Source organism: Amycolatopsis sp. lyj-23 (genome assembly GCF_046549135.1).
In the GTDB taxonomy this organism is placed as follows: Bacteria; Actinomycetota; Actinomycetes; order Mycobacteriales; family Pseudonocardiaceae; genus Amycolatopsis.
In genome coordinates, this window is sequence record NZ_JAJPWN010000004.1 from 226,114 (window position 1) to 246,489 (window position 20,376).

At 72.6% G+C, this 20,376-nt stretch carries 20 protein-coding genes; 11 read left to right on the forward strand and 9 right to left on the reverse strand.

Annotation, left to right across the window (positions count from 1 at the left end):
• Positions 1–27 precede the first annotated feature (27 nt).
• Positions 28–768, reverse strand: coding sequence for an Asp/Glu/hydantoin racemase (locus ACLJPY_RS10365; RefSeq protein ID WP_410587806.1), 741 nt, complete (start codon positions 766–768; stop codon positions 28–30).
• Between the two features lie 100 nt (positions 769–868).
• Here ACLJPY_RS10365 and ACLJPY_RS10370 point away from each other — a divergent pair, with 100 nt between their 5' ends.
• Genes ACLJPY_RS10370 through ACLJPY_RS10380 form a run of 3 tightly spaced genes read left to right on the forward strand, consistent with a single transcriptional unit; the run spans position 869 to position 3,562 of the window.
• Entirely contained in the window at positions 869–1,867 is a 999-nt protein-coding gene (locus ACLJPY_RS10370; protein WP_410587807.1) for a D-2-hydroxyacid dehydrogenase, read from the forward strand.
• Complete coding sequence (locus ACLJPY_RS10375; RefSeq protein ID WP_410587808.1) at positions 1,864–3,246, forward strand: amidase; 1,383 nt, start codon at positions 1,864–1,866, stop codon at positions 3,244–3,246. Before ACLJPY_RS10370 ends, ACLJPY_RS10375 begins: the two co-directional genes overlap by 4 nt.
• A gap of 58 nt (positions 3,247–3,304) precedes the next feature.
• Positions 3,305–3,562, forward strand: coding sequence for a hypothetical protein (locus ACLJPY_RS10380; RefSeq protein WP_410587809.1), 258 nt, complete (start codon positions 3,305–3,307; stop codon positions 3,560–3,562).
• 3 nt (positions 3,563–3,565) lie between these two features.
• On the opposite strand, the gene ACLJPY_RS10385 is transcribed toward ACLJPY_RS10380, so the two are convergent.
• The 7 genes from ACLJPY_RS10385 to ACLJPY_RS10415 form a co-directional block, all read right to left on the reverse strand.
• Positions 3,566–4,789 (reverse strand): MFS transporter, encoded by a 1,224-nt coding sequence (locus ACLJPY_RS10385; RefSeq protein WP_410587810.1) that lies wholly within the window; start codon positions 4,787–4,789, stop codon positions 3,566–3,568.
• Positions 4,790–5,342: 553 nt separating this feature from the next.
• Positions 5,343–6,161, reverse strand: a complete 819-nt coding sequence (pqqB, locus tag ACLJPY_RS10390) for a pyrroloquinoline quinone biosynthesis protein PqqB (protein WP_410587811.1) — start codon at positions 6,159–6,161, stop codon at positions 5,343–5,345.
• Positions 6,158–7,222: a pyrroloquinoline quinone biosynthesis protein PqqE gene (gene pqqE / locus ACLJPY_RS10395; protein WP_410587812.1), complete on the reverse strand. Its 1,065-nt coding sequence runs from the start codon at positions 7,220–7,222 to the stop codon at positions 6,158–6,160. The genes pqqB and pqqE overlap by 4 nt, the downstream gene beginning before the upstream one ends.
• A complete protein-coding gene (gene pqqD / locus ACLJPY_RS10400) occupies positions 7,213–7,479 on the reverse strand; it encodes a pyrroloquinoline quinone biosynthesis peptide chaperone PqqD (protein WP_410587813.1) in 267 nt (88 codons plus the stop codon). The genes pqqE and pqqD overlap by 10 nt, the downstream gene beginning before the upstream one ends.
• The gene (gene pqqC, locus ACLJPY_RS10405; protein ID WP_410587814.1) at positions 7,476–8,165 is read right to left on the reverse strand and encodes a pyrroloquinoline-quinone synthase PqqC; all 690 of its coding nucleotides are present in this window, start codon (positions 8,163–8,165) and stop codon (positions 7,476–7,478) included. The genes pqqD and pqqC overlap by 4 nt, the downstream gene beginning before the upstream one ends.
• A gap of 3 nt (positions 8,166–8,168) precedes the next feature.
• Entirely contained in the window at positions 8,169–8,255 is an 87-nt protein-coding gene (gene pqqA / locus ACLJPY_RS10410) for a pyrroloquinoline quinone precursor peptide PqqA (protein WP_043776987.1), read from the reverse strand.
• Positions 8,256–8,382: 127 nt separating this feature from the next.
• Entirely contained in the window at positions 8,383–9,747 is a 1,365-nt protein-coding gene (locus ACLJPY_RS10415) for a WS/DGAT/MGAT family O-acyltransferase (RefSeq protein ID WP_410587815.1), read from the reverse strand.
• A gap of 80 nt (positions 9,748–9,827) precedes the next feature.
• Here ACLJPY_RS10415 and ACLJPY_RS10420 point away from each other — a divergent pair, with 80 nt between their 5' ends.
• The 6 genes from ACLJPY_RS10420 to ACLJPY_RS10445 are packed head-to-tail and all read left to right on the forward strand — an operon-like array spanning position 9,828 to position 17,888.
• Entirely contained in the window at positions 9,828–11,003 is a 1,176-nt protein-coding gene (locus tag ACLJPY_RS10420) for an NAD(P)/FAD-dependent oxidoreductase (protein WP_410587816.1), read from the forward strand.
• Positions 11,004–11,047: 44 nt separating this feature from the next.
• Positions 11,048–12,670: a thiamine pyrophosphate-binding protein gene (locus ACLJPY_RS10425; RefSeq protein ID WP_410587817.1), complete on the forward strand. Its 1,623-nt coding sequence runs from the start codon at positions 11,048–11,050 to the stop codon at positions 12,668–12,670.
• Positions 12,667–14,685 (forward strand): hydantoinase/oxoprolinase family protein, encoded by a 2,019-nt coding sequence (locus ACLJPY_RS10430; RefSeq protein ID WP_410587818.1) that lies wholly within the window; start codon positions 12,667–12,669, stop codon positions 14,683–14,685. The genes ACLJPY_RS10425 and ACLJPY_RS10430 overlap by 4 nt, the downstream gene beginning before the upstream one ends.
• On the forward strand, positions 14,682–16,382 hold the full coding sequence (locus ACLJPY_RS10435) for a hydantoinase B/oxoprolinase family protein (RefSeq protein ID WP_410587819.1): 1,701 nt from the start codon (positions 14,682–14,684) through the stop codon (positions 16,380–16,382). Before ACLJPY_RS10430 ends, ACLJPY_RS10435 begins: the two co-directional genes overlap by 4 nt.
• A 2-nt stretch (positions 16,383–16,384) precedes the next feature.
• A complete protein-coding gene (locus ACLJPY_RS10440; RefSeq protein WP_410587820.1) occupies positions 16,385–17,170 on the forward strand; it encodes an SDR family NAD(P)-dependent oxidoreductase in 786 nt (261 codons plus the stop codon).
• Positions 17,171–17,174: 4 nt separating this feature from the next.
• A complete protein-coding gene (locus ACLJPY_RS10445; RefSeq protein WP_410587821.1) occupies positions 17,175–17,888 on the forward strand; it encodes a GntR family transcriptional regulator in 714 nt (237 codons plus the stop codon).
• On the opposite strand, the gene ACLJPY_RS10450 is transcribed toward ACLJPY_RS10445, so the two are convergent.
• Positions 17,807–18,064, reverse strand: a complete 258-nt coding sequence (locus ACLJPY_RS10450; protein WP_410587822.1) for a hypothetical protein — start codon at positions 18,062–18,064, stop codon at positions 17,807–17,809. The genes ACLJPY_RS10445 and ACLJPY_RS10450 overlap by 82 nt on opposite strands.
• A gap of 86 nt (positions 18,065–18,150) precedes the next feature.
• Here ACLJPY_RS10450 and ACLJPY_RS10455 point away from each other — a divergent pair, with 86 nt between their 5' ends.
• Both ACLJPY_RS10455 and ACLJPY_RS10460 read left to right on the forward strand, forming a co-directional pair.
• Complete coding sequence (locus ACLJPY_RS10455; RefSeq protein WP_410587823.1) at positions 18,151–19,128, forward strand: DUF5937 family protein; 978 nt, start codon at positions 18,151–18,153, stop codon at positions 19,126–19,128.
• A 37-nt stretch (positions 19,129–19,165) separates the two neighbouring features.
• Positions 19,166–20,347, forward strand: coding sequence for a CaiB/BaiF CoA transferase family protein (locus ACLJPY_RS10460; protein WP_410587824.1), 1,182 nt, complete (start codon positions 19,166–19,168; stop codon positions 20,345–20,347).
• The last annotated feature ends 29 nt before the right edge of the window (positions 20,348–20,376 follow it).

Below are 20,376 nucleotides of genomic sequence, written 5' to 3' on the forward strand. Positions count from 1 at the left end.
CCTAGAGGGAAGGTCAAGGAAAACCCTTCACGACACGTCACGAAGCCACTTCCCGGGTCCGACGATGGGGAGGTTCATCCGGCGCAGGCACGCCCACATCGTCAGCTGGTTGGCGGTGAGCACCGGTTTGCCGAGCGCGGCTTCCAGGGGTTCGATCAGGTCGTAGGTGGGGAGGTTGGTGCAGCTGACGAAGATCGCTTCGGCGGCGCCGTGGTCGGCGGCGAGGATGCGCTCGGCGATGGTCCGGTAGCTGACCTTCCAGATGCCGCCGCCCAGGCCGAGGTGGTCGCTGGCCACCGTCTCGACGTCCAGCTCGGCGAGGAAGCCGTGCAGGGCGCCGGTCAGGTCGGCGTCGTACGGTGTGAGCACGGAGACGCGGTGGAGGTCGAGCTGGTGCAGCACTTCGGCGAGCGCGCCCGAGGTGGTGACGGCGTCGGGCGCGCCGGCGTCGCAGATCGCCTTGGTCAGCGAACGCTCGTAGTCGACGCCGTTGACGAAGCTGCCCGACGTGCAGAGGTAGGCGACGACCTCGGGCTCGACGTGCAGCACGTCGCGCGTGGCGCTGGCCAGGTGGTGGCTGTCGCTGACCAGGCGGGCCATCTCCATGCTGACCGGCACGGGCTCGTACGGCGTCCGGGCGAGGTGGAGGGACACCTCCATCGGCACCCAGCGCCAGAGCTCGCGCTCCAGCGCGAGGTCGAAGGGGGCGATGACACCGATGCCGCGTTGCGCCAGCGGGCCGTCGAACGACAGGAAGTCGAAATCCAAGGCTCAGCCTCCGGAAGACGTCGGCACAGGACAGTCCGGTGCTCCGGGGGTCGTTCCTCGGATTGTTGACAATCATACGAGTGACTTTTACCGTGTCAACGTGATCGCCTCGGAACACCGGGAACTCCCCGTCCTGGCCGTGCTCTGCGGCGAGTCCCGCCCACCGGACATGCGTGCAGTCGAATCCGGGGCGGTCGTGCGTTACACGGACGCGGCGGGCCTCGCCGAAGCGTTGTCCGGAGCGGACGCCCTCTTCGTCTACGACTTCCTCTCCACGGCGGTGCCCGGGGCCTGGCACGCGGCCGGCCGGCTGCGCTGGCTGCACATCGCCAGCGCGGGGGTCGACCCCGTGCTGTTCCCCGGCCTGCGGGAAAGCGACGTGGTGCTGACGAATTCGCGGGGTGTCTTCGACGACGCCATCGCGGAGTACGTGCTGGGTGTCGTACTCGCCTTCGCGAAGGACTTCGCGCGCTCGCACGACCTGCAGCGCGAACGTCGCTGGCAGCACCGCGAGACCGAACGCGTCGCCGGGCGCAAGGTGCTGGTCGTCGGCACCGGGCCGATCGGCCGGGCCATCGCGCGGCTGCTGCGCGCGGCCGGGATGCACGTGAGCGGCGCTGGGCGCAGCGAGCGCACGGGTGACCCGGACTTCGGCGTGGTGCACGACTCCGCGCGGCTCACCGAGGTCCTGCCGCACGCCGACTACGTCGTCGCGGTCGCGCCGCTGACCGAGCAGACCAAGGGCCTGTTCGACGCGCGCGCGTTCGCCGCGATGAAGCCGTCGGCGCGGTTCGTCAACGTGGGCCGCGGCGAGCTCGTGGTGACGTCGGACCTGGTCGAAGCGCTGACCACGAAGTCCATCGCCGGAGCCGCGCTCGACGTGTTCGACACCGAGCCGCTGCCGCCGGAAAGCCCGCTGTGGACCCTGCCGGACGTGCTGATCTCGCCGCACATGTCCGGGGACTTCGTCGGCTGGCGCAACACGCTGGTCGAGGTGTTCACCGAGAACTTCCGCCGCTGGCGGGCCGGGGAGCCGCTGCGCAACGTCGTCGACAAGACGCTCGGGTACGTGCCGTCGGGGAACCAGGGAGCCGGATGAACGACAGGATGCTGACCGCCAGCGAGCTCGTCGCCGCCTACGCGACCGGCGAGCTCTCGCCGGTCGAGGCGACGCAGAACGCGCTGCAGGCCATCGAAGCCCGGGACGCCGAGTGCAACGCCTACTGCCTCGTCGACGCCGACCGCGCGCTCGAGCAGGCCAAGGCGTCCGAGGGCCGCTGGCGGGACGGCAACCCGATCGGGTGGCTCGACGGCGTGCCGTCCTCGATCAAGGACATGTTCCTCACCCAGGGCTGGCCGACCGTCCGGGGCTCGAAGAGCATCGACCCGGACCAGCCGTGGGACGTCGACAGCCCGGTCGCCGCGCGGATGCGCGAGGCCGGCCTGGTGTTGCTGGGCAAGACGACCACGCCCGAGATCGGCTGGAAGGGCGTCACGGACAGCCCGCTCCGCGGCATCACGCGCAACCCGGCCGACCCGTCGAAGACGGCGGGCGGGTCGAGCGGCGGCAGCGCGGCGGCCGTCGCGGCCGGGATGGGCGAGCTGTCGGTCGGCACGGACGGCGGCGGCTCGGTGCGGATCCCGGCGTCCTTCTGCGGCATCGTCGGGCTGAAGCCGACGCACGGCCGCATTCCGCTCTACCCGGCGAGCCCGTTCGGCCCGCTCTCGCACGCCGGCCCGATGGCGCGGTCGGTGGACGACACCGCGCTGCTGCTCGACGTCCTTTCGCTGCCCGACCACCGCGATCCGGCCGCGCTGGCGCCGCCGGCGGGTTCGTTCCGCGAGGCCGTCCGGCGGGACGTGCGCGGCCTGATCGCCGCGTTCTCGCCGACGCTCGGTTACGTCGACGTCGACCCGGAGGTGGCCGCGATCATCGCCGATGCGGTTCGCGCGCTCGGGGACGCCGGCCTGCACGTCGAGGAGACCGACCCCGGGTTCGCCGACCCGAAGCCGGCGTTCGACGTGCTGTGGTCGTCGGGCGCGGCGAAGCTGCTGGACTCGTTCCCGCCCGGGTCCGAAAGCCGGACCGACCCGGGCCTGCGCCGGGTCTGGGAGCTCGGCCGCAAGTGGACGGCGAGCGACTACCTCGACGCGACCGCCGAGCGGGCCGCGCTGGGCATCCGGATGGGTGAGTTCCACACGCGCTACGACGTGCTGATCACGCCGACGCTCCCGATCGCGGCGTTCGAGGCCGGGCACGACGTGCCGCCGGGCAGCGGGCTGAGCGAGTGGCCGGAGTGGACGCCGTTCACCTACCCGTTCAACATGACCCAGCAGCCGGCGATCAGCGTGCCCGCCGGGCGCACGTCGGCCGGGCTGCCGGTGGGCCTGCAGATCGTCGGGCCGCGGCACTCGGACGACCTCGTCCTGGCCGTGGCGAAGCTGCTGGAGGAAGTGCGGCCCTGGGCGTCCGCCTGAGTACACGTGAGGGTGAAACCCGGGTCGCGGCGGCGGAAGCTGTGCCAGTGTCGGCCGGGTGAACGCTCAAGGCTGGCGGTACGAACGGGCCATCCCGACCGTCGACGTCACCGGGAAGCCGACGTGCGTGGTCGTCGGCCTGGTCGAACACGGGGAGAGGCTGGCCGCGGCGCTGCGGGTCGACGACGGCAAGGCGGCGCTGGTCCCCCTGGAGACCGGCGGCGAGCTGCTGCAGGCGCTGCGCGAGACGCTGGAGAGCTGGTGGCGCCTCGACGGCCACCGCGACCTGACGTCGGGATCCCGCGTGGGCCGGTAGCCGTCAGGCCGGACTGACCGGCGTCCGGCGGACGAGCCCGCGCACCTGCGTGCTGCACAGCACGGGCGCGGTCGCAACGACGACCAGGGCCGCGCCGCCCAGGAGGGTCGCGGACGTGCCGGCGTGCGCGGCCACCGGGCCCGCGGCGATCTGGCCGAGCGGCAGCGCGATCATCGAGCCGAGCATGTCGTAGGAGTAGACGCGGGCGAGCTTGTCCGGTGGGATGTTCTCCTGCAGCGACACGTCCCATGCGACAGAGAACTGTTCGAGCGCAACGCCCGAGAGGAACATCGCGGCCAGCAGCGGAAGCAGGTACGGGGTCTCGCCCAGGGCGAGCATCGGCAGCGCGCCCGCCACCACCCACGCGACGCCGGCGAAGAGCATCCGCCGCGGTTGCCAGTGGGCGGCGAGGACGCCGCCGAGCAGCGACCCGGCGGTCTGCACGGCCAGCGCGAGGCCCCAGCCGGTGCGGCCGAAGGTGCCGTCGGCGACGAGCGGGCCGATCACGCGCAGCGCGCCGGAGAGCACCGCGTTGACGATCATGAACTGCAGCACCACCAGCCACACCCAGGACCGGGCGCGGAACTCGCGCCAGCCCTCGGCGAGTTCGGCGAGCGGGCGGCGGCCGGGCACGCGTTCCCCGCGCGGCAGCCGGATCCGCCGGTAGGCGAGCGCGGCGGCGAGGAAGAGCAGCGAGTTCGCGGCGAGCGCCCACCCGGAGCCGGCGAAGGCGACGAGCACGCCGGCCAGCCCGGCCCCGGCGATGCGGCCGGTGTTGGAGAGCAGCCGGACCAGGGCGTTCGCCGTGGTGAGCAGCGGAGCGGGCACGGTCGACGGCGTGAGCGAGGCGGCCGCGGGCAACGAGATGGCCGAGACGGCCCCGTTGACGAGCCCGAGCCCGGCCAGCAGCGGGATCGAGGCAAATCCACAAAGGACACTCACCGCGATGGCGGCCTGCGTGAGGGCGGCGGCGGTTTCGGTGCCCTGCAGGATGACCGACCGCGGCAGCCGGTCGGCCAGCACCCCGCCGAAGAGCAGCAGAAGCACATTGGCGAGCGAGCGCGCCCCGACGACGACCCCGAGATCGACGGCGGACCCGGTCAGATCGACAACGGCGAAGGCGAGCGCAAAGGGAGCAACGGCATTCCCGAAGTCGGCCAGCCCCCGGCCGGCGACGAGGGCACGGAACCGAGGCTCCCGCAGCGGCCTGGGCAGCGCCGCGCTCACGACCGCGGCTCCGACCGGGAACACTGCGGCCGGCGGGTGGCCGAGCGCGGGATGGGGTGACGGGGCTGGGTTGCTGGGGTGTGGCCGGGAGTCGCAGGCAGGTGGTGCGCGGCCGAGCGCGGGTTCCGGTGGCGGGGGTCGGTTGGTGGGGCGTGGCCGGGGTTCGTCGGCTGGTGGCGCGCGGCTGAGCCCGGATTGCGACGGCCGGGATCGGTTGCCGGAACGCGGCCGGGGTTCGTCGGCTGTTGGCGCGCGGCCGAGCGCGGGATGGGGTGACGTGGCTGGGTTGCCGGGATGCTGCCGGGAGTCGCAGGCTGGTGGCGCGCGGCCGAGGGCGGGTTCCGGTGGCGGGGGTCGGTTGCTGGGGTATGGCCGGGATTCGTCGGCTGGTGGCGCATACCCGAGGGCGGGTCGCCGTGTCGCGAGTCGGTTGCCCAGCTGCGGTCGGCCCGCCCGAAACTCACCCACCGGCGATGCGAGACCAACCCCCGCGCTCCGCGATGCGCGGTCCCCTCGAGGCGCATGTCCCCACCCAACCACCGCTGTCAACGGCCTAAAGTACGTACCTCGTACCGTCCGGCGGTACCGACGCCCCCGCGGCCAGCACCGCGGCGTGCTCCGCCGATGCCGGGTCCAGCACCGGGTTCGTGTTGTTCAGGTGCGTGTACGCCCACCGCCGACCCGCCACTCGGGGGAGGCTCGCCGTGATCGGGAGGTGGCCCATCGCGAGCTGGTCCGGGCCGCCCACTCCGCTCATCTCGTCCGGTGCGAAGAACGTCCCGTCCAGCAACACGAGTGAAGCGTCCGCAACGAACGCGTCGAACCCCGCGGGCCAGCTCCGCAGGCACGGCGCGTACACCAGCACCCCGCCCGTCGCCGGGTCCGTGATCCGGTACGCGACCACCCAGGGCCCGTCGGCACCCGAGGCGTATTTCGGCCGCTTGTCGCTCACCGGCAGCACCTCCACCCGCAGGCCCGGAAGATCCACCAGGGACGGCCAGCTGCCGTAGCCGTCGAGCACCGTGCGCAACGGCGACAGCGCGGCCCACGCCGCCGCCGGGGCCCGTACCGGGAGGCCGCCCGACTCGCGCAACATCGCCAAGCCCAGCGTGTGGTCGAGCTCGGCGTCCGTCAGCAGCACCCCGCGCAGCGGGATCTCGCGCGGGCCCGGCCCGGCCCGCAGCTCCGGCGTCCCGAGGAGCTGGGCGCGGATGTCCGGCGAACAGTTCAGCAGGTACCAGGCGGCGCCGTCCGCGCTGATCGCGACGCAGTCCTGCGTGCGCGGTGGCAGGTCCGAGACGCAGAAGCGGCACGCGCAATTCCACTGTGGACACCCGCCGCCCGCCGCGGTGCCCAGCAGGATCACCCTCACCGGCGCATCACCAGGTCGGGCGCCGGTGGCCGCGAAAGGATCAGGTCGACCGCGCCGCGGTCCGGCGAGCGGGAACACACCGGGTCGGTGGCCGCGGCGTCGCCGGTGAGCAGGAACGCCTGGCAGCGGCAGCCGCCGAAGTCGAGGCCGCGGCGGTCGCACGTGCGGCACGGCTCGCTCATCCACTCCTCGCCGCGGTAGGCGTTGAACGACGACGAGTGGTACCAGATGTCGGCCAGCGGCGTGTCCCGCACCGAGGACAGCGAAAGCGCCGAGATCGCCGACGCCGCCGGGCACGGCAGCACGGTCCCGTCCGGCGCCACGGTCAGCTGCCGCGCGCCCCAGCCGTGCATGCACGGCTTCGGGTACGGCTCGTGGTAGTCGGCGACGACGTAGACGATCTCCATCGTGCCCCGCAACCGGGCGACGGCCGCGCGCACCACCGGCTCGGCGGCCGCCAGCTGGGCCGCGGTCGGCATCAGCGCGTCCCGGTTGCGCAGCGCCCAGCCGTAGTACTGCGTGTTCGCCAGCTCCAGCCGGTCCGCGCCCAGTTCCTCGGCCAGCTCGATGATGCCGGCCAGCTGGTCGTGGTTGCGCCGGTGCAGCACCACGTTCAGCGACAGCGGCAGCCCGGCCGCCTTCACCAGGGAAGCCGCGGCGCGCTTCCGGTCGAAAGCCTTCGCGCCGGCCAGCAGGTCGGACCGCTCCCGGGTCGCGCCCTGCGCCGACAGCTGGACGTGCGCCAGCCCGCGCGAGACGAGGTCGTCGAGCCGTGCAGCCGTCAGGCCGAGCCCCGACGTGACGAGGTTGACGTAGCACCCGAGCCCGTGCGCGTGCGCGACGAGCGAGGGCAGGTCCGGCCGCAGCAACGGTTCCCCGCCGGACAGGTGCACCTGCAGGACACCCAGCTCCCGGGCCTGGGAAAACACCGACAGCCAGTCCTCCGTGGACAATTCGGCGTCCCGTGTGGTCAGTTCCAGCGGGTTCGAGCAATAAGGACAGTGCAGCGGGCAGCGGTGGGTCAGCTCGGCCAGCAGGCCCAGCGGCGGGCTCACGTCCATGCGACGACCCGCCGTTCGCCCAGCCGCGACAACAAACCAAGGACGTCCTGGGCGACGACGCCGGAGTAGCGCGAAGAAAGCGCCGTCGTGATCTCGGTGACGGACCGGGCGCCGTCGCACAGCTCGAGCACCGCCGCCGCGGTCGCGTTGGGCACCAGGACACCTTCGGGGAACAGCAGCACGTGCGTCTCCCGGACGTGGTCGAAGGACAGCCGGACGCCGCGACGCAGCTGCGGGACGGACTCGGCGGTGATCACGCGGCGGCCCGTTCGACCGCGTCGAGCATCGACCACAGGACGTCGCACTTGAAGGACAGCGCGGCGATCGCGCGGTCCTGCTGTTCGCGCGTGACGCAGTGGCGGACCACGATGTCGAGCGTGTCCTTGCCTTCGCCGGAGACCTTGTCGATCCGGTTGGTGAAGTAGGCGAGGTCGTCGGGGGCGATCCACGCGTAGTGCGCGAGCATGTCCGCCACCCGTTGCTGCATCAGGTGCCCGGCGAACATTTCGGTCAGTCCGGACGCGATCGCCTCCCACCACGGTTTCGTCCGCGCGAAGGTGACGTAGGCGTCCACGGCGAACCGGACGCCGGGAGCGACGTGCCGTTCGTCGAGCACTTCGTCCCGCTCCAGGCCGACCGCGGTGCAGAGCCGCAGCCAGCGTTCGGTGCCGCCGGTGCCGGCGCTCACGCCGTCGTGGTAGACGATCCGGTCGAGCCACTGGCGGCGGATTTCCGGCAGCGGGCAGTTGCTGATGATCGCCGCGTCCTTCTGCGGCAGCACGCACTGGTAGTACCAGCGGTTAGCCGCCCAGATCCGCAGCGCGCGCTCGTCGAGTTCGCCCGCGTGCAGCCGGCGGTGGAACGGGTGCGTGCCCCAGTACCGGCCGGAAAGACCGCGGAGCGCCTCGATGAATGCGCTTTCCGAGAGTGGCTCGACCGGCATCGGTCAGTCCGCCATGCGGGCCGCGTAGGCGGTGACCTCCATCGGGGTTTCGTACTCGACGAAGTCCGGGGTCGTCCATTCCTCGGTCATGCCCTGCTCCTCTCTCCGGGGTGGATCGTCGCCACCCTAGGAGCCGGAAGAGCCGCCTGACGAGCATTTTCGGGCCCCTTTCGGAAAGATTCCTTCCGATGGGGGAGCCGGCGTGCCGTTGAGCGGGCTACCTTACCGCAGCTTCGAGTTCCACCAAGGCCGTGTCGAGGTGTGTCAGGATCCGTTGCAGGTGCGGGACGCTGCGGCGGCAGCCGGTGACGCCGAAGTCGAGGTGGTCGCCGTTGCTCGTCAGCGTGATGTTCACGGCCTGGCCGTCGAGCAGCACCGACGCCGGGTAGATGCCGTCGAGCTGGGCGCCGTTCCAGTACATCTGCTTGCGCGGGCCGGGCACGTTCGAGATCACCAGGTTGAACGGCGGCCGCGTGTTCTTGACGACGCCGGGGATCGGCGAGACGCCGAGCTGGGCGACGTTCACCGCCGAGAGCAGCAGCGTCTGCAACGGCGTCAGCTCCGAGAAGAGCCGCTTGCCGTTGCGCATCGACTGGTGGATCGTGACGAGCCGCTTGCCCGCGTCCGGCAGGTCGGTGGCCAGGTTGCACAGCAGCGCGCCGATGTTGTTGCCCGCCGCCTCGCCGGGGTCGTTCTGGCGGCGCAGCGACACCGGCACCATCGCGATCAGCGGCGCGTCCGGCAGCGCCCGCTGTTCGATCAGGTAGTCCCGCAGCGCGCCCGAGCACATCGCGAGCACGACGTCGTTGCGCGACACCCCGGCGGCGGTGGCCACCTGCCGCACGCGGTCCAGCGGCCACTTCTGCGCCGCGAACCGCCGCGCGCCGCCGATCGGCACGTTGAGCATCGTCTTCGGCGCCTGTCCCGGCAGCGTCAGGGTGTGTTCGCCGAACGCCTCGCGCGCGACCTTCATCGCGGCCGGCGCCAGGCTCGCGAGCTGGTTGGCCGTCTTGCTCGCGGTCTGCCGGAACGAGCGGGGACGCTTCTCGCGTTCGGCGCCGGGCTTGCGCCGCGACCCCCACCACGGCGGGCAGTCCAGGTCCGCGGGGTCGTCCGACAACGTGTCCTGCAGCTGGCGCAACGCCGAGACGCCGTCCATCAGGGCGTGGTGGACCTTGGTGTAGACGGCGAACCGGCCGTCGGCGAGCCCTTCGATGAGGTGGGTTTCCCAGAGCGGCCGGTGCCGGTCGAGCAGGGTGCTGTGCCAGCGGCCGGTCAGTTCCAGCAGCTCGCGGATGCGGCCCGGCTGTGGCAGCGCCGAGTGCCGGAAGTGGTAGTCGAGTTCGAGTTCGGCGTCGTTCGCCCACGCCACGTGGCCCATGGTGTTGACCGGCCGGGCCGGCCGGCGGCGGAACACCGAGCGCATGTTGTCCGATTCGAGCAGGCTCTTCCGGACATCGCGGAGGTACTCGTCGCCGGCGCCCTCCGGTCTCTTGAACAGCTGCAGGCCGCCCACGTGCATCGGATGCTCGCGCGTTTCGACGAGGAGGAACATCGAATCGGTCACGGGCATCATCGCCATGGGACATCACCTTCCGAGCTCGGCACGCCGACTCTACGCGCTCGGCCGCCGCCGGTGGATCACGTTCTACTCTGGCGAGTATGACCGCCCGCCGCGCAGGGGAAACGTCCTTGCCACCGATGGCCGAATGCGTGGTGATCGGCGGTGGTGTCATCGGGGTCAGCTGCGCGTTCCGGCTCGCCGAGGCCGGCGTCGGCGTGCTGCTGCTCGAGCGCGGCGAGCTGGGCGGCGGCTCGACGGCGAAGGCCGCGGGCGGCATCCGGTCGTCGTTCACCAGCCCCGTGAACGTCGAACTCGGCCTGCGCGGGCTGGCCGCGTACAGCGCTTTCTCCCGCGACTTCGGCGTCGAGATCGACTTCCGCCGCGACGGCTACCTCTACCTCGTCACCGACCCCGCCGACGTGCCCGCCTTCGAACGCTGCGCCGAGCTGCAGCGCGAGCACGGCGTCCGCAGCCACCTGCTCGACCCGGCCGAGGCGAAGCGGGTGCTGCCGCTGCTGGCGACCGACGGTGTCGTGGCCGCGCTCTGGTCGCCGGACGACGCCAAGGCGACCCCGGACGCCGTCGTCCAGGGCTACGCGAGAGCGGCCCGGGCCCACGGGGCGCAGCTGCGCACCGAGGTCGAGGTGACCGGGATCGAGCGGGACGGAGACACCCTGACCGGCGTCGTCACGACGGCGGGGTTCGTCCGGACCGGCGCGGTGGTGTGCGCGGCCGGCGCGTGGTCGGGCCGGATCGGCGAGCTGGCCGGGCTGGACCTGCCCGTGCGCCCGTTCCGGCGGCAGGTCGTGTTCACCGGGCCGGTGCCCGGGCTGCCGGAAGCGGTTCCGCTGACCATCGAGATGCCGTCGGCCTTCTACTTCCACCGCGAGGGGCCCGGTCTGGCGATGTCCTTTTCCGGCGGCGACGGCGTCCCGGGCTTCGACACCCGCTACGAGGCCGGTGAGTGGCTGCCGCGGCTGGCCGAGCTCGCCGGCCGCCGGATCCCCGCGGTGCTCGACGCCGGCATCCGGACGGCCTGGGCCGGGCTGTACGAAACGACGCCGGACCGCAACCAGATCATCGGGGAAAGCGTCCTGCTGTCGCGGTTCTTCTACGCGACCGGCTTTTCGGGTCACGGCTTCCAGCTGGGGCCGGCCACCGGCGAGCTGATCCGGGACCTCTACCTGCGGCGACGGCCGGCGGTCGACATCGCCGAGCTCGACGTCCGGCGGTTCGCCACGGGCGCGGCGAGTGCCGAGCACAACATCGTCTAGGGGCCGATTGCCAGATCGTTGAACGATCTGGCAGTATCCGGGCCGTGGCTGTGAGTGGTGCTCGGGAGCTGGTGGACGCGCTGCAGGCGCTCGGAACGGAGATCGTCTTCGGCCTCCCGGGGGTGCACAACCTGCCGTTGTGGGAGGCGCTCGGCGAGACCGGGATCAAGCTCGTCGGGGTCCGCCACGAACAGACCGCCGGGTACGCCGCCGACGGCTACGCCCGCGCCACCGGCAAGCTCGGCGTCGCGCTGGTCACCACCGGCCCAGGCGCGGCGAACACGCTCGGCGCGGTCGGCGAGGCCATGGCGTCCGCGGCCCCGGTACTGGTCATCGCCACCGACATCCCGTCGACGCTGCGGCGGCCCGGCGTCGTCCGCGGCGTGCTGCACGAGACGTCCGACCAGCAGGCGATGTTCGCGCCGGTGACCAAGGGCGGCTTCACCGTGCGGGCCGCCGACCAGATCGGCACCACCGTCCACCGCGCCGCCCGGCTCGCGCAACTGCCGCAGAGCGGCCCGGTCTACCTCGGCGTCCCGACCGACTACCTGCGCGAACAGGTGCCGCACCGGCGTCCGCCCGCCCCGCACCGCAAACCTGACGTCGACGTCCCCGACCTCGCGCGGGCCGAGGCGCTGCTGTCCGACGCGCGGCACCCGCTGATCTGGGCCGGCGGCGGCGCGCTGCGCTCGGGCGCGGGCGAGGCGATCGGCGCGCTGGCCGAAAAGCTCGCCGCGCCGGTCATCACCACGTTCGCCGCCCGCGGGCTGCTCCCGCTCGACCACCCGTGCCTGGCGCCGAACCCGGTGCACACGCCGGAGGTCGGCGAGCTGTGGGACGAAGCCGACGTCGTGCTCGCCATCGGCACCGACTTCGACGGCCTGATGACGCAGAACTGGCGGCTGCCCAAGCCGCCCCAGCTGATCGCGGTCAACGTCGACGCCGACGACGCCGCCAAGAACTACCCGCCGGACCTGACGCTGGTCGGGGACGCGCGCTCGATCGTCGAGCGGCTGCTGCCGAAGCAGCGGCCCGGCCTCGACGACATCACGCTGCGGCTGGCCGGCATCGGGCGGCGCGTGCGCCAGCGCATCCGGGACGAGGAGCCGCAGGCCTACGACTTCTTGTCCACTTTGGACGAGGTGCTGCCCACGGACGCGGTGCTGGTCTCGGACATGTGCGTCGCCGGCTACTGGGTCGGCGGCTTCCACCGGGTGCGGGCGCCGCGCAAGCTCGCCTACCCGATGGGCTGGGGCACCCTCGGCTACGGCTTCCCGGCGTCGCTCGGAGCCGCCGCGGCCGGTACCGGGCGGGCCATCTGCATCACCGGGGACGGCGGTTTCCTCTACGGCTGCGGCGATCTGGCCACGCTGGCCCAGGAGCAGCTGCCGGTCACCGTCGTCCTGGTCGACGACGGCGGGTACGGGATGCTGCGGTACGACCAGGACCGCGAGGGGCTGCCGCACCGCGGGGTCGACTGGGACAGCCCGGACTTCGTCGGCCTCGCCCGGTCGTTCGGGGTGCACGCCGACCGCGTCTCCGGCTTCGGGCGGGCGTTCCGGCGGCTGCTCGGCGAGTTCGTCGAGTCGGACGAGCCGAACGTGCTGGTCGTGAAGGCCAAGCTGAAGCCGCCGCTGAACACCTCGCCGCGGTGGTACCGGACGTGAGGATCGGCGTCGACATCGGCGGCACGTTCACCGACCTCTGCGCGGTGGACGAAACGGGGATCGTCGCCGTCCACAAGGTCCTGACCACGCACGACGAACCGGCCCGTGCGGTCGAGGAAGGCCTGGCCGCGCTGCTGCCGGACCTCGGGGCCGTCGAGCAGGTGGTGCACGGGACGACGCTGGTCACGAACGCCCTGATCGAACGCACGGGTTCACGCACCGCGCTGCTGGCCACCGCCGGGTTCCGGGACGTCCTGGAGCTGCGGCGCGAGCACCGGTACGAGCTCTACGACCTGCGCCTGGAGCTGCCCGCGCCGCTCGTCCCGCGCCACCTGCGGTTCGACGTCCCGGAGCGGATCCTCGCCGACGGGTCCGTCCACACCGGACTGGACGAACACTTCGTCGCGCGGCTCGGCCGGGAGCTGGCCGCGCGCGGGGTCGAGGCCGTCGCGGTCTGCTTCTTGCACTCCTTCACCAATCCGGCGCACGAACGCCGTGCGGGCGAGATCCTCGCCGAGGTCGCACCTTCGCTGAGGGTGGCGCTGTCCTCCGACGTCGTGCCGGAGATCCGCGAGTTCGAGCGCACGTCGACCACGGTCGCCAACGTCTACGTCCAGGACCGCACCGAGCGGTACCTGCGCGACCTCGAACAGCGGCTGCGCCGGCTCGGGATCCGCCGGGCCCCGCACATCATGCTGTCCAGCGGCGGACTGGCCACTGTGGACACCGCGGCCCGGTTCCCGATCCGGATCCTGGAGTCCGGCCCGGCGGGCGGGGCGCTGGCGGCCGCGGAGCTGGGGCCGCCGGACCTGCTGGCCTTCGACATGGGCGGCACGACGGCGAAGCTGTGCCTGATCGCGGGCGGTGCGCCACTCGTGACGCACCAGTTCGAAGTGGACCGCAGGTACCGGCTGCGGCCCGGGTCCGGGCTGCCGGTGCAGGTGCCGGTCACCGACATGATCGAGATCGGCGTCGGCGGCGGCTCGATCGCCCGCATCGACGCGCTCGGCCTGCTCACCGTCGGTCCCGATTCGGCCGGGTCCGAACCCGGGCCGGTCTGCTACGGCCGCGGCGGCACCGAGCCCACGGTCACCGACGCCGACCTCGTCCTCGGCTACCTCGACCCGGGCTACTTCCTCGGCGGGGCAATGCGCTTGGCCGCCGAGGCCGCGAAGGCCGTGATCGCCGCGAAGGTCGCCGAGCCGCTGGGCGTAAGCGTCGAAGAAGCCGCGTGGGGCATCCACACCAGCGTCAACGAGGACATGGCGAACGCCGCCCGCGTGCACGCCGTCGAGCGCGGGCACGACCCGGCGAAGCTGCCGATGTACACCTTCGGCGGGGCCGGTCCGGTGCACGGCGTCGGCGTGGCGCGCGCACTCGGGGCACCGTCCGTCGTCGCGCCGCCCGCCGCCGGGGTGCTGAGCGCGGCCGGGTTCCTGACCGCGCCGCTGGCGTTCGACTTCGTGCGCTCGGCCCGCGCGGCCGTCCACGACCTCGGGTGGGAGCAGGTCGACGCGCTGTTCGCCGAGATGGAAGCCGAGGGCGAAGCGCTGCTGACCAAGTCCGGAGTGGACGATGTGACGCACCACCGCGTCGCCGAAATGCGGTACGCCGGGCAGGGCTACGAAATCCGCGTCCCGGTGTACGAAGGCCCCTGGCCGGAAGCCTTGATCGACGAGTTCACCCGCACCTACCGGACGCTCTACCGGCGCACCGGACCCGAGGTCGGCGTCGAGGTGCTGAACTGGCGGGTCGTCTCGAGCGGGCCGAAACCCCAGGTCACACTGCGGCTTCCCGGGCAGCCCACGGGCAACGCGCGGAAAGGCAGCCGACCGGCCTGGTTTCCGTCGACAGGTGGATTTGTCGACACGGCCGTGTTCGACCGGTATCGGCTGGCGCCGGGAACCCGGGCCGACGGACCGGCCATCGTGGAGGAACGCGAGCCCACTATGGTCGTCCCGCCCGGCGCGCACTGCGTCGTACGAGAGGACGGCGCGCTGGAGGTGACGGTGTGACCGTCGACCCGATCCTGGCCGGGGTGTTCGGCAACCGCCTGCACTCCATCCTCGCCGAGCAGCAGAACGCGCTGGTCAACACGGCCTTCTCGGCGGTCGTGCGCGAGTCGCTCGACCTGGCGTGCGCGGTGTTCGACTCGCGCGGCGAGATGATCGGCCAGTCCGTCGGCGGCACGCCCGGGCACATCAACGCGATGGCAACCGGCATGCACCACTTCGTCGCGGCCTACCCGCCGGAGACCCTCGAACCCGGTGACGTGCTGCTCACCAACGACCCGTGGCAGACCGCGGGGCAGCTCAACGACATCACGGTGGCCACCCCGGTGTTCCGCCGCGGCCGGCTGGTCGCGTGGTTCGCGTCGTGCTGCCACGCGCCGGACATCGGCGGGCGGCTGGTCTCCGCCGAGGCCCACGAGGTCTTCGAAGAAGGCCTGCGCCTGCCGATCCTGAAGTTCCTGCGCGCGGGCGAGGTCAACGCCGATCTGGAGCGGCTGGTCCGGGCCAACGTCCGGACGCCGGAAGAGACGATCGGTGACCTGTACGCCCAGGTCACCGGCAACGAGGTCGGCGCGGCGAGCCTGCTGCGGCTGCTGGACGAGCTCGGCCTGGACGGCCTGGACGAGGTCGCCGCCGAGATCATGGACCGCTCGGAGCGGGCGTTGCGCGACGCGTTGCGGGAACTGCCCGACGGCGTCTACACCAACGAGATCGGCACCGACGGCTTCGACGACGAAGAGATCGTGCTGCGCGTGGCCGCCACGGTGGCCGGTGACGAGATCCACCTCGACTTCGCGGGGTCGTCGCCGCAGAGCCGTCGCGGGATCAACGTCGTCCTGAACTACACGCGGGCGTACGCGTCGTTCGCCGTCAAGGCGGCGATCTCGCCGGAGGTGCCGCACAACGCCGGGTCGTTCCGGCCGGTGCACGTCACCGCGCCCGAAGGCTCGGTGCTGAACTGCCTGCCGCCGGCGCCGGTCGCGTCCCGGCACCTCATCGGGCACTTCCTGCCGTCGCTGCTGATCGGCGCGCTGCCCGGCGCGGCGATCGCGCCGAGCGCGGACGCGCTGTGGATGACGATCTGGCGCGGGCCCGGGTTCATGCTGAACGTCTTCCAGACCGGCGGCATGGGTGCGCGGCCGGACCGGGACGGCTTGTCCGCCACGGGCTTCCCGAGCGGACTGCGCTCGACGCCGACCGAGGTCATCGAGACCATGGCCCCGCTGGTCCAGCACACGCGCGAGCTGCGCGTGGACTCCGGCGGCGCGGGGCGGTTCCGCGGCGGACTCGGACAGGTGACCACGATGGGTGCACTCGGCGTGACTTCCTGGTCCGTCAACGGGAACGTCGACCGGGTGCGCGCCGCCGCGGCCGGGGTGGCGGGTGGCCGTCCCGGCGCGGCCGGTCGCTTCGGCCGCCACGGCGGAGCGGACCTGCCGGCGAAGAGCCGGGTGACGCTGGCCGCGGAGTCCGTTGTGGACGTCACGCTGCCGGGCGGCGGTGGGTACGGGCCGCCGCTCGAGCGGCCGGTGGCCGCGGTGCTCGACGACGTCGTCGAGGGTTACGTCTCGGTGGCGGCGGCGCGCGAGGTGTACGGCGTCGAGGTGCGTTACCTCGGGGAGCCGGACGCGGTCGTCCGGCTCCCCGAGGACTACGCGGTGGACGAAGAGCAGACAGCACGACTGAGAGCGGGGCAGTGAGCATGGGTCGGTTGGCCGGCAAGGTTGCGGTGGTCTTCGGCGGCGCGCGGGGCATCGGCCTCGCCACCGTGAAGGAGTTCCTCGCCGAGGGTGCGACGGTCTTCGCCTCCGACATCCGCGAGCCCGCGGAAGCACTCGACGGCTACCGCCGCGCCGTGGTGGACGCCACCGACGAGGCCGCCGTGGCGGCGTTCGTCGACGGCGTCATCGCCGAGGCCGGCCGCATCGACGTGCTGTTCAACAACGTCGGCATCCACCTCGGCAAGTCTCTTGTGGACACCACGCTGGCGGACTTCGACCACGTCTTCGCGCTCAACGTGCGGGCCGCGTTCCTCGGCACCCGCGCCGTGCTGCCGCACATGATCGAGCGGAAGGCGGGCAGCATCATCACGACGTCGTCCAACGGCGGCGTGATGGGCCGCCCCGGCGACCCGGTGTACAACGCCACCAAGCACGCGCTGGTCGGGCTGACGAAGTCCATCGCCGTCGCGCACGCGCACCAGGGCATCCGGGCCAACACGGTGAACCCCGGCGCGATCGACACCGACATGCTGCGCAGCACGCTCAACTCGCCGGAGGAGTTCGAAACCAAGCAGCACCAGCTCGTCGCGAGCACCCCCGCGGCGCGCGTCGGAGAGGCCTGGGAGGTCGCGAAGGCGGTGGTGTTCCTGGCGAGCGACGAGTCGCGGTTCGTCAACGGCGTCGTGCTGCCGATCGACGGGGCCAAGGCCGCGGGGGCGATGCCGGGCAACCGGTACAGCCTCGACTTCGAACTCGGCGTCAGGTAGTGCCGTGACCGTCGATGCCTCGGGACTGGAGAGCGCGCGGCACCTGCTCGAGCGCAGCGGCACGGCCGAGCGGGTCGCGGCGATCCTGCGCCAGTACATCACCGACGGCGTCTTCGCCCCCGGTGAACGGCTGTCCGAGCCGGTGATCAGCTCGGCGCTCGGCGTCTCGCGCAACACGCTGCGCGAGTCGTTCCAGCTGCTCGCCCACGAGCGGCTGGCCGTGCACGAGCTGAACCGCGGCGTGTTCGTGCGCGAGCTGACGACCGACGACATCGAGGACCTCTACGTCGTCCGCCGCGCCACCGAATGCGGTGCCCTGCGGCGGGCGGCCGAGCTGTCCACAGTGGATCTGTCGGTGGTGGAGCAGGCGCTTCGGGACGGCCGGACGGCGGCGCGGGCCGAGGACTGGCGGTCGGTCGGCACCGCCAGCATCCACTTCCACCAGGCCCTCGCGGACCTGGCCGGCAGCGAGCGCCTGTCCGCGACGATGCGCCAAGTCCTCGCCGAGACGCGCCTGTTCTTCGTGCTCAACGAAAACACGCGCTCGTTCTACGAGCCGTTCCTCGACTGCCACGAGCAGATCCTGCGCGACCTGCGCCGCGGCCGGTTCGACGCCGCCGAAGCGGCGCTGGACCGCTACCTGCGTGACGCCGAGGCCCGGCTGCTCGCGCTCAGCACACCGGCGTCGGACACCGGGAACACGACGCTGAACGAGTAGGGGCGGCGGACCGTGACGGCGTGGTACCGCCCGTCGGGGCCGGGCGCCCAGCCGATCCAGGCGATCGTGCGGACGACGGAACAGGTGCGGTAGCCGTTGGCCGCCGTGGCCGCCGGTGCCGAAGCGAGCAGCGCGGCGGCCACGACGGCGGTGGTCGTCGCGCGTCGGGGGAACACGGCTCCCACTCAACCGCGGGACGACCCCGGACCGGAAAGGATTCGAGCCGGTTCGAATCCGCCGTTCCGGCTGTTACCGTCGGTGGGTGTTCACGCTGCGGGTCGACGCGGAGACGGTCGCCAGGACGCGCTTCTCGCCGTCGCTCGCGGCGGAGTCCCTGGCCTGGCTGAGGCTCGCGGCCGAGTCGGCGCGGCACCCGGTGTTCGGCGATCCCGGCCCGCTCGCCCGCGGAGCGCTCGCGCACCCCGACGTCGCCCTGCTGCTGGACCTGCTGCCGCAGACCGGCGAGGTCTACACCCCCGACCTGCTCACCCCGCAGCCCGGCACGGCGACCCGGCCCGGTGACCTGCTCGACGAGCAGCTCGCGCGGATCGAGGCGACCCCGCAGGACGACGTCGAGGAGCAGGTGCTGGCGCACACGCAGGTCCACTGGCGGCGTCCGCTGCCGGTCAGCGCGCGCCGGGTCGTGGAGTCGGGCGCGCTGCCCCGGCGCCTGGCGAACGGGCTCGCCCGGTTCTGGCGGGACGCGCTGGGCGAGGACTGGACGGCGCTGCAGTCGGTCGTCGAGGGGGACATCACCCACCGCGCGCGGACCATCGCCGCGCGCGGCGTCGGCGCGGCGCTCGGCGAGCTCCACCCGACCATCGGCTGGGCGGGCGACGCGATCACGGTCGTGAAACCGTTCGACGGCGAAGCCGACATCTCCGGCCGGGAGCTGGTGCTGGCCCCCGGTGTGCTCAGCTGGCCCGTCATCAGCATCCAGATCGACGTGCCCGGCCAGGTCGTCCTCTCCTACCCGGCCCACGGGGTCGGCACGGGCGCCGGTCGCCCGCCGGGCCGGCTCGCGCCGGTCGTCGGCGCGGCCCGTGCGGCGCTCCTGGCCGATCTCGAGACGCCGCGGTCGACCGCGGAACTGGCCGCCCGGACCGGGTACAGCGCGGGCACCGTCTCCTACCACCTGGGCGCCCTGCACCGCGCGGGCCTCCTCGGCAAGGTCCGGGACGGGCGGTACGTGCTCTACCAGCGGACCGCCCGGGCCGTCGCGCTCCTCGAGTCCGGGTAGAAAGGGACCGAACGCCGAGCCCGACTAGGAGCCGCTGATGCCCCCTGCTGTCCGCCCGCTCGACGGGATCAAGGTCGTCGACCTCTCGCGGATCCTGGCCGGCCCGTACTGCACCCAGTACCTCGGCGAAATGGGCGCCGACGTGGTGAAGGTCGAGCCGCCGGGGCACGGCGACGACACCCGCGGCTGGGGGCCGCCGTTCGTCGGGGAGGAGGCCGTCTACTACCTGGCGGCGAACCGCAACAAGCGCGGGATCGTGCTCGACCTCAAGAGCGACCGCGGCCGGGACGCGCTGCGGCGGCTGGTCGCCGGCGCCGACGTGCTCGTCGAGAACTTCCGGCCCGGGACGCTCGAGAAGTGGGGCCTCGGGTACGCCGCGCTGGCGGAGCTGAACCCGCGGCTGATCCACGTGTCGATCACCGGCTTCGGCCAGACCGGCCCGTACCGCGACCGCGCGGGGTACGACCTGGTGGCGCAGGCCCTCGGCGGCGTCATGGCGCTGACCGGCGAGCCGGACGGCGCGCCGGCGAAGGTCGGGCTGCCGGTGGCGGACCTGAACGCGGGGACCTGGGCGATCATCGGCGTGCTGATGGCGTTGCAGGCCCGGCACACCACCGGCCGCGGTCAGTACCTCGACGTGTCCCTTTTGGACAGCCAGCTGGCCTGGCACGTGTACGCCGCCGGCGCGCACTTCTACGACACGCCCCGGCCGCGCCGGATGGGCTCGGCGCACCCGAGCATCGTCCCGTACCAGGGCTACCACGTCGCCGACGGCTGGCTGGTCATCGCGGTCGGCAGCGAGAAGCTGTGGCACGCGTTCTGCGGCGTGCTCGGCCTGAACATCGCCGCCGACCCGCGGTTCTCGTCGAACGCTTCCCGCGCGGCGCACCGCGACGAGCTCAACGCGCTGCTGGAACCGGTGCTCCTTAAGCGTCCGGCGGCGGAGTGGATGACGGCGTTCGACGCGGCGGGCATCCCGGCGGCCCCGGTCAACGAGATCGACGACGTCTACGCGGACCCGTGGGCGGAGGCGCGCGAGCAGGTGGTGCGGCTGCCGCACCCGACGGTGGGGACGTACGTCGGGACCGGGTTCCCGGTGAAGGCGTCGGACACCCCGGCCCGGCCGACGTCCGCCCCGCCCACCCTGGGCCAGCACACCGCGGAGGTGCTGGCCGAGCTCGGGTACGCGCCGGAAGAGATCGCGCAGTTCCTGGACTGATGGTAGGGATGGGGGCAGGACTGAGGAGG

What these genes read in the sequence shown, in the direction of transcription:
- ACLJPY_RS10375 (WP_410587808.1), top strand. Translation starts at nt 1,864, where the DNA reads ATGAACGACAGGATGCTGACCGCCAGCGAGCTCGTCGCCGCCTACGCG.
- pqqE (WP_410587812.1), bottom strand. Translation starts at nt 7,222, where the DNA reads ATGGACGTGAGCCCGCCGCTGGGCCTGCTGGCCGAGCTGACCCACCGC.
- pqqC (WP_410587814.1), bottom strand. Translation starts at nt 8,165, where the DNA reads ATGCCGGTCGAGCCACTCTCGGAAAGCGCATTCATCGAGGCGCTCCGC.
- pqqA (WP_043776987.1), bottom strand. Translation starts at nt 8,255, where the DNA reads ATGACCGAGGAATGGACGACCCCGGACTTCGTCGAGTACGAAACCCCG.
- ACLJPY_RS10415 (WP_410587815.1), bottom strand. Translation starts at nt 9,747, where the DNA reads ATGGCGATGATGCCCGTGACCGATTCGATGTTCCTCCTCGTCGAAACG.
- ACLJPY_RS10420 (WP_410587816.1), top strand. Translation starts at nt 9,828, where the DNA reads ATGACCGCCCGCCGCGCAGGGGAAACGTCCTTGCCACCGATGGCCGAA.
- ACLJPY_RS10440 (WP_410587820.1), top strand. Translation starts at nt 16,385, where the DNA reads ATGGGTCGGTTGGCCGGCAAGGTTGCGGTGGTCTTCGGCGGCGCGCGG.
- ACLJPY_RS10460 (WP_410587824.1), top strand. Translation starts at nt 19,166, where the DNA reads ATGCCCCCTGCTGTCCGCCCGCTCGACGGGATCAAGGTCGTCGACCTC.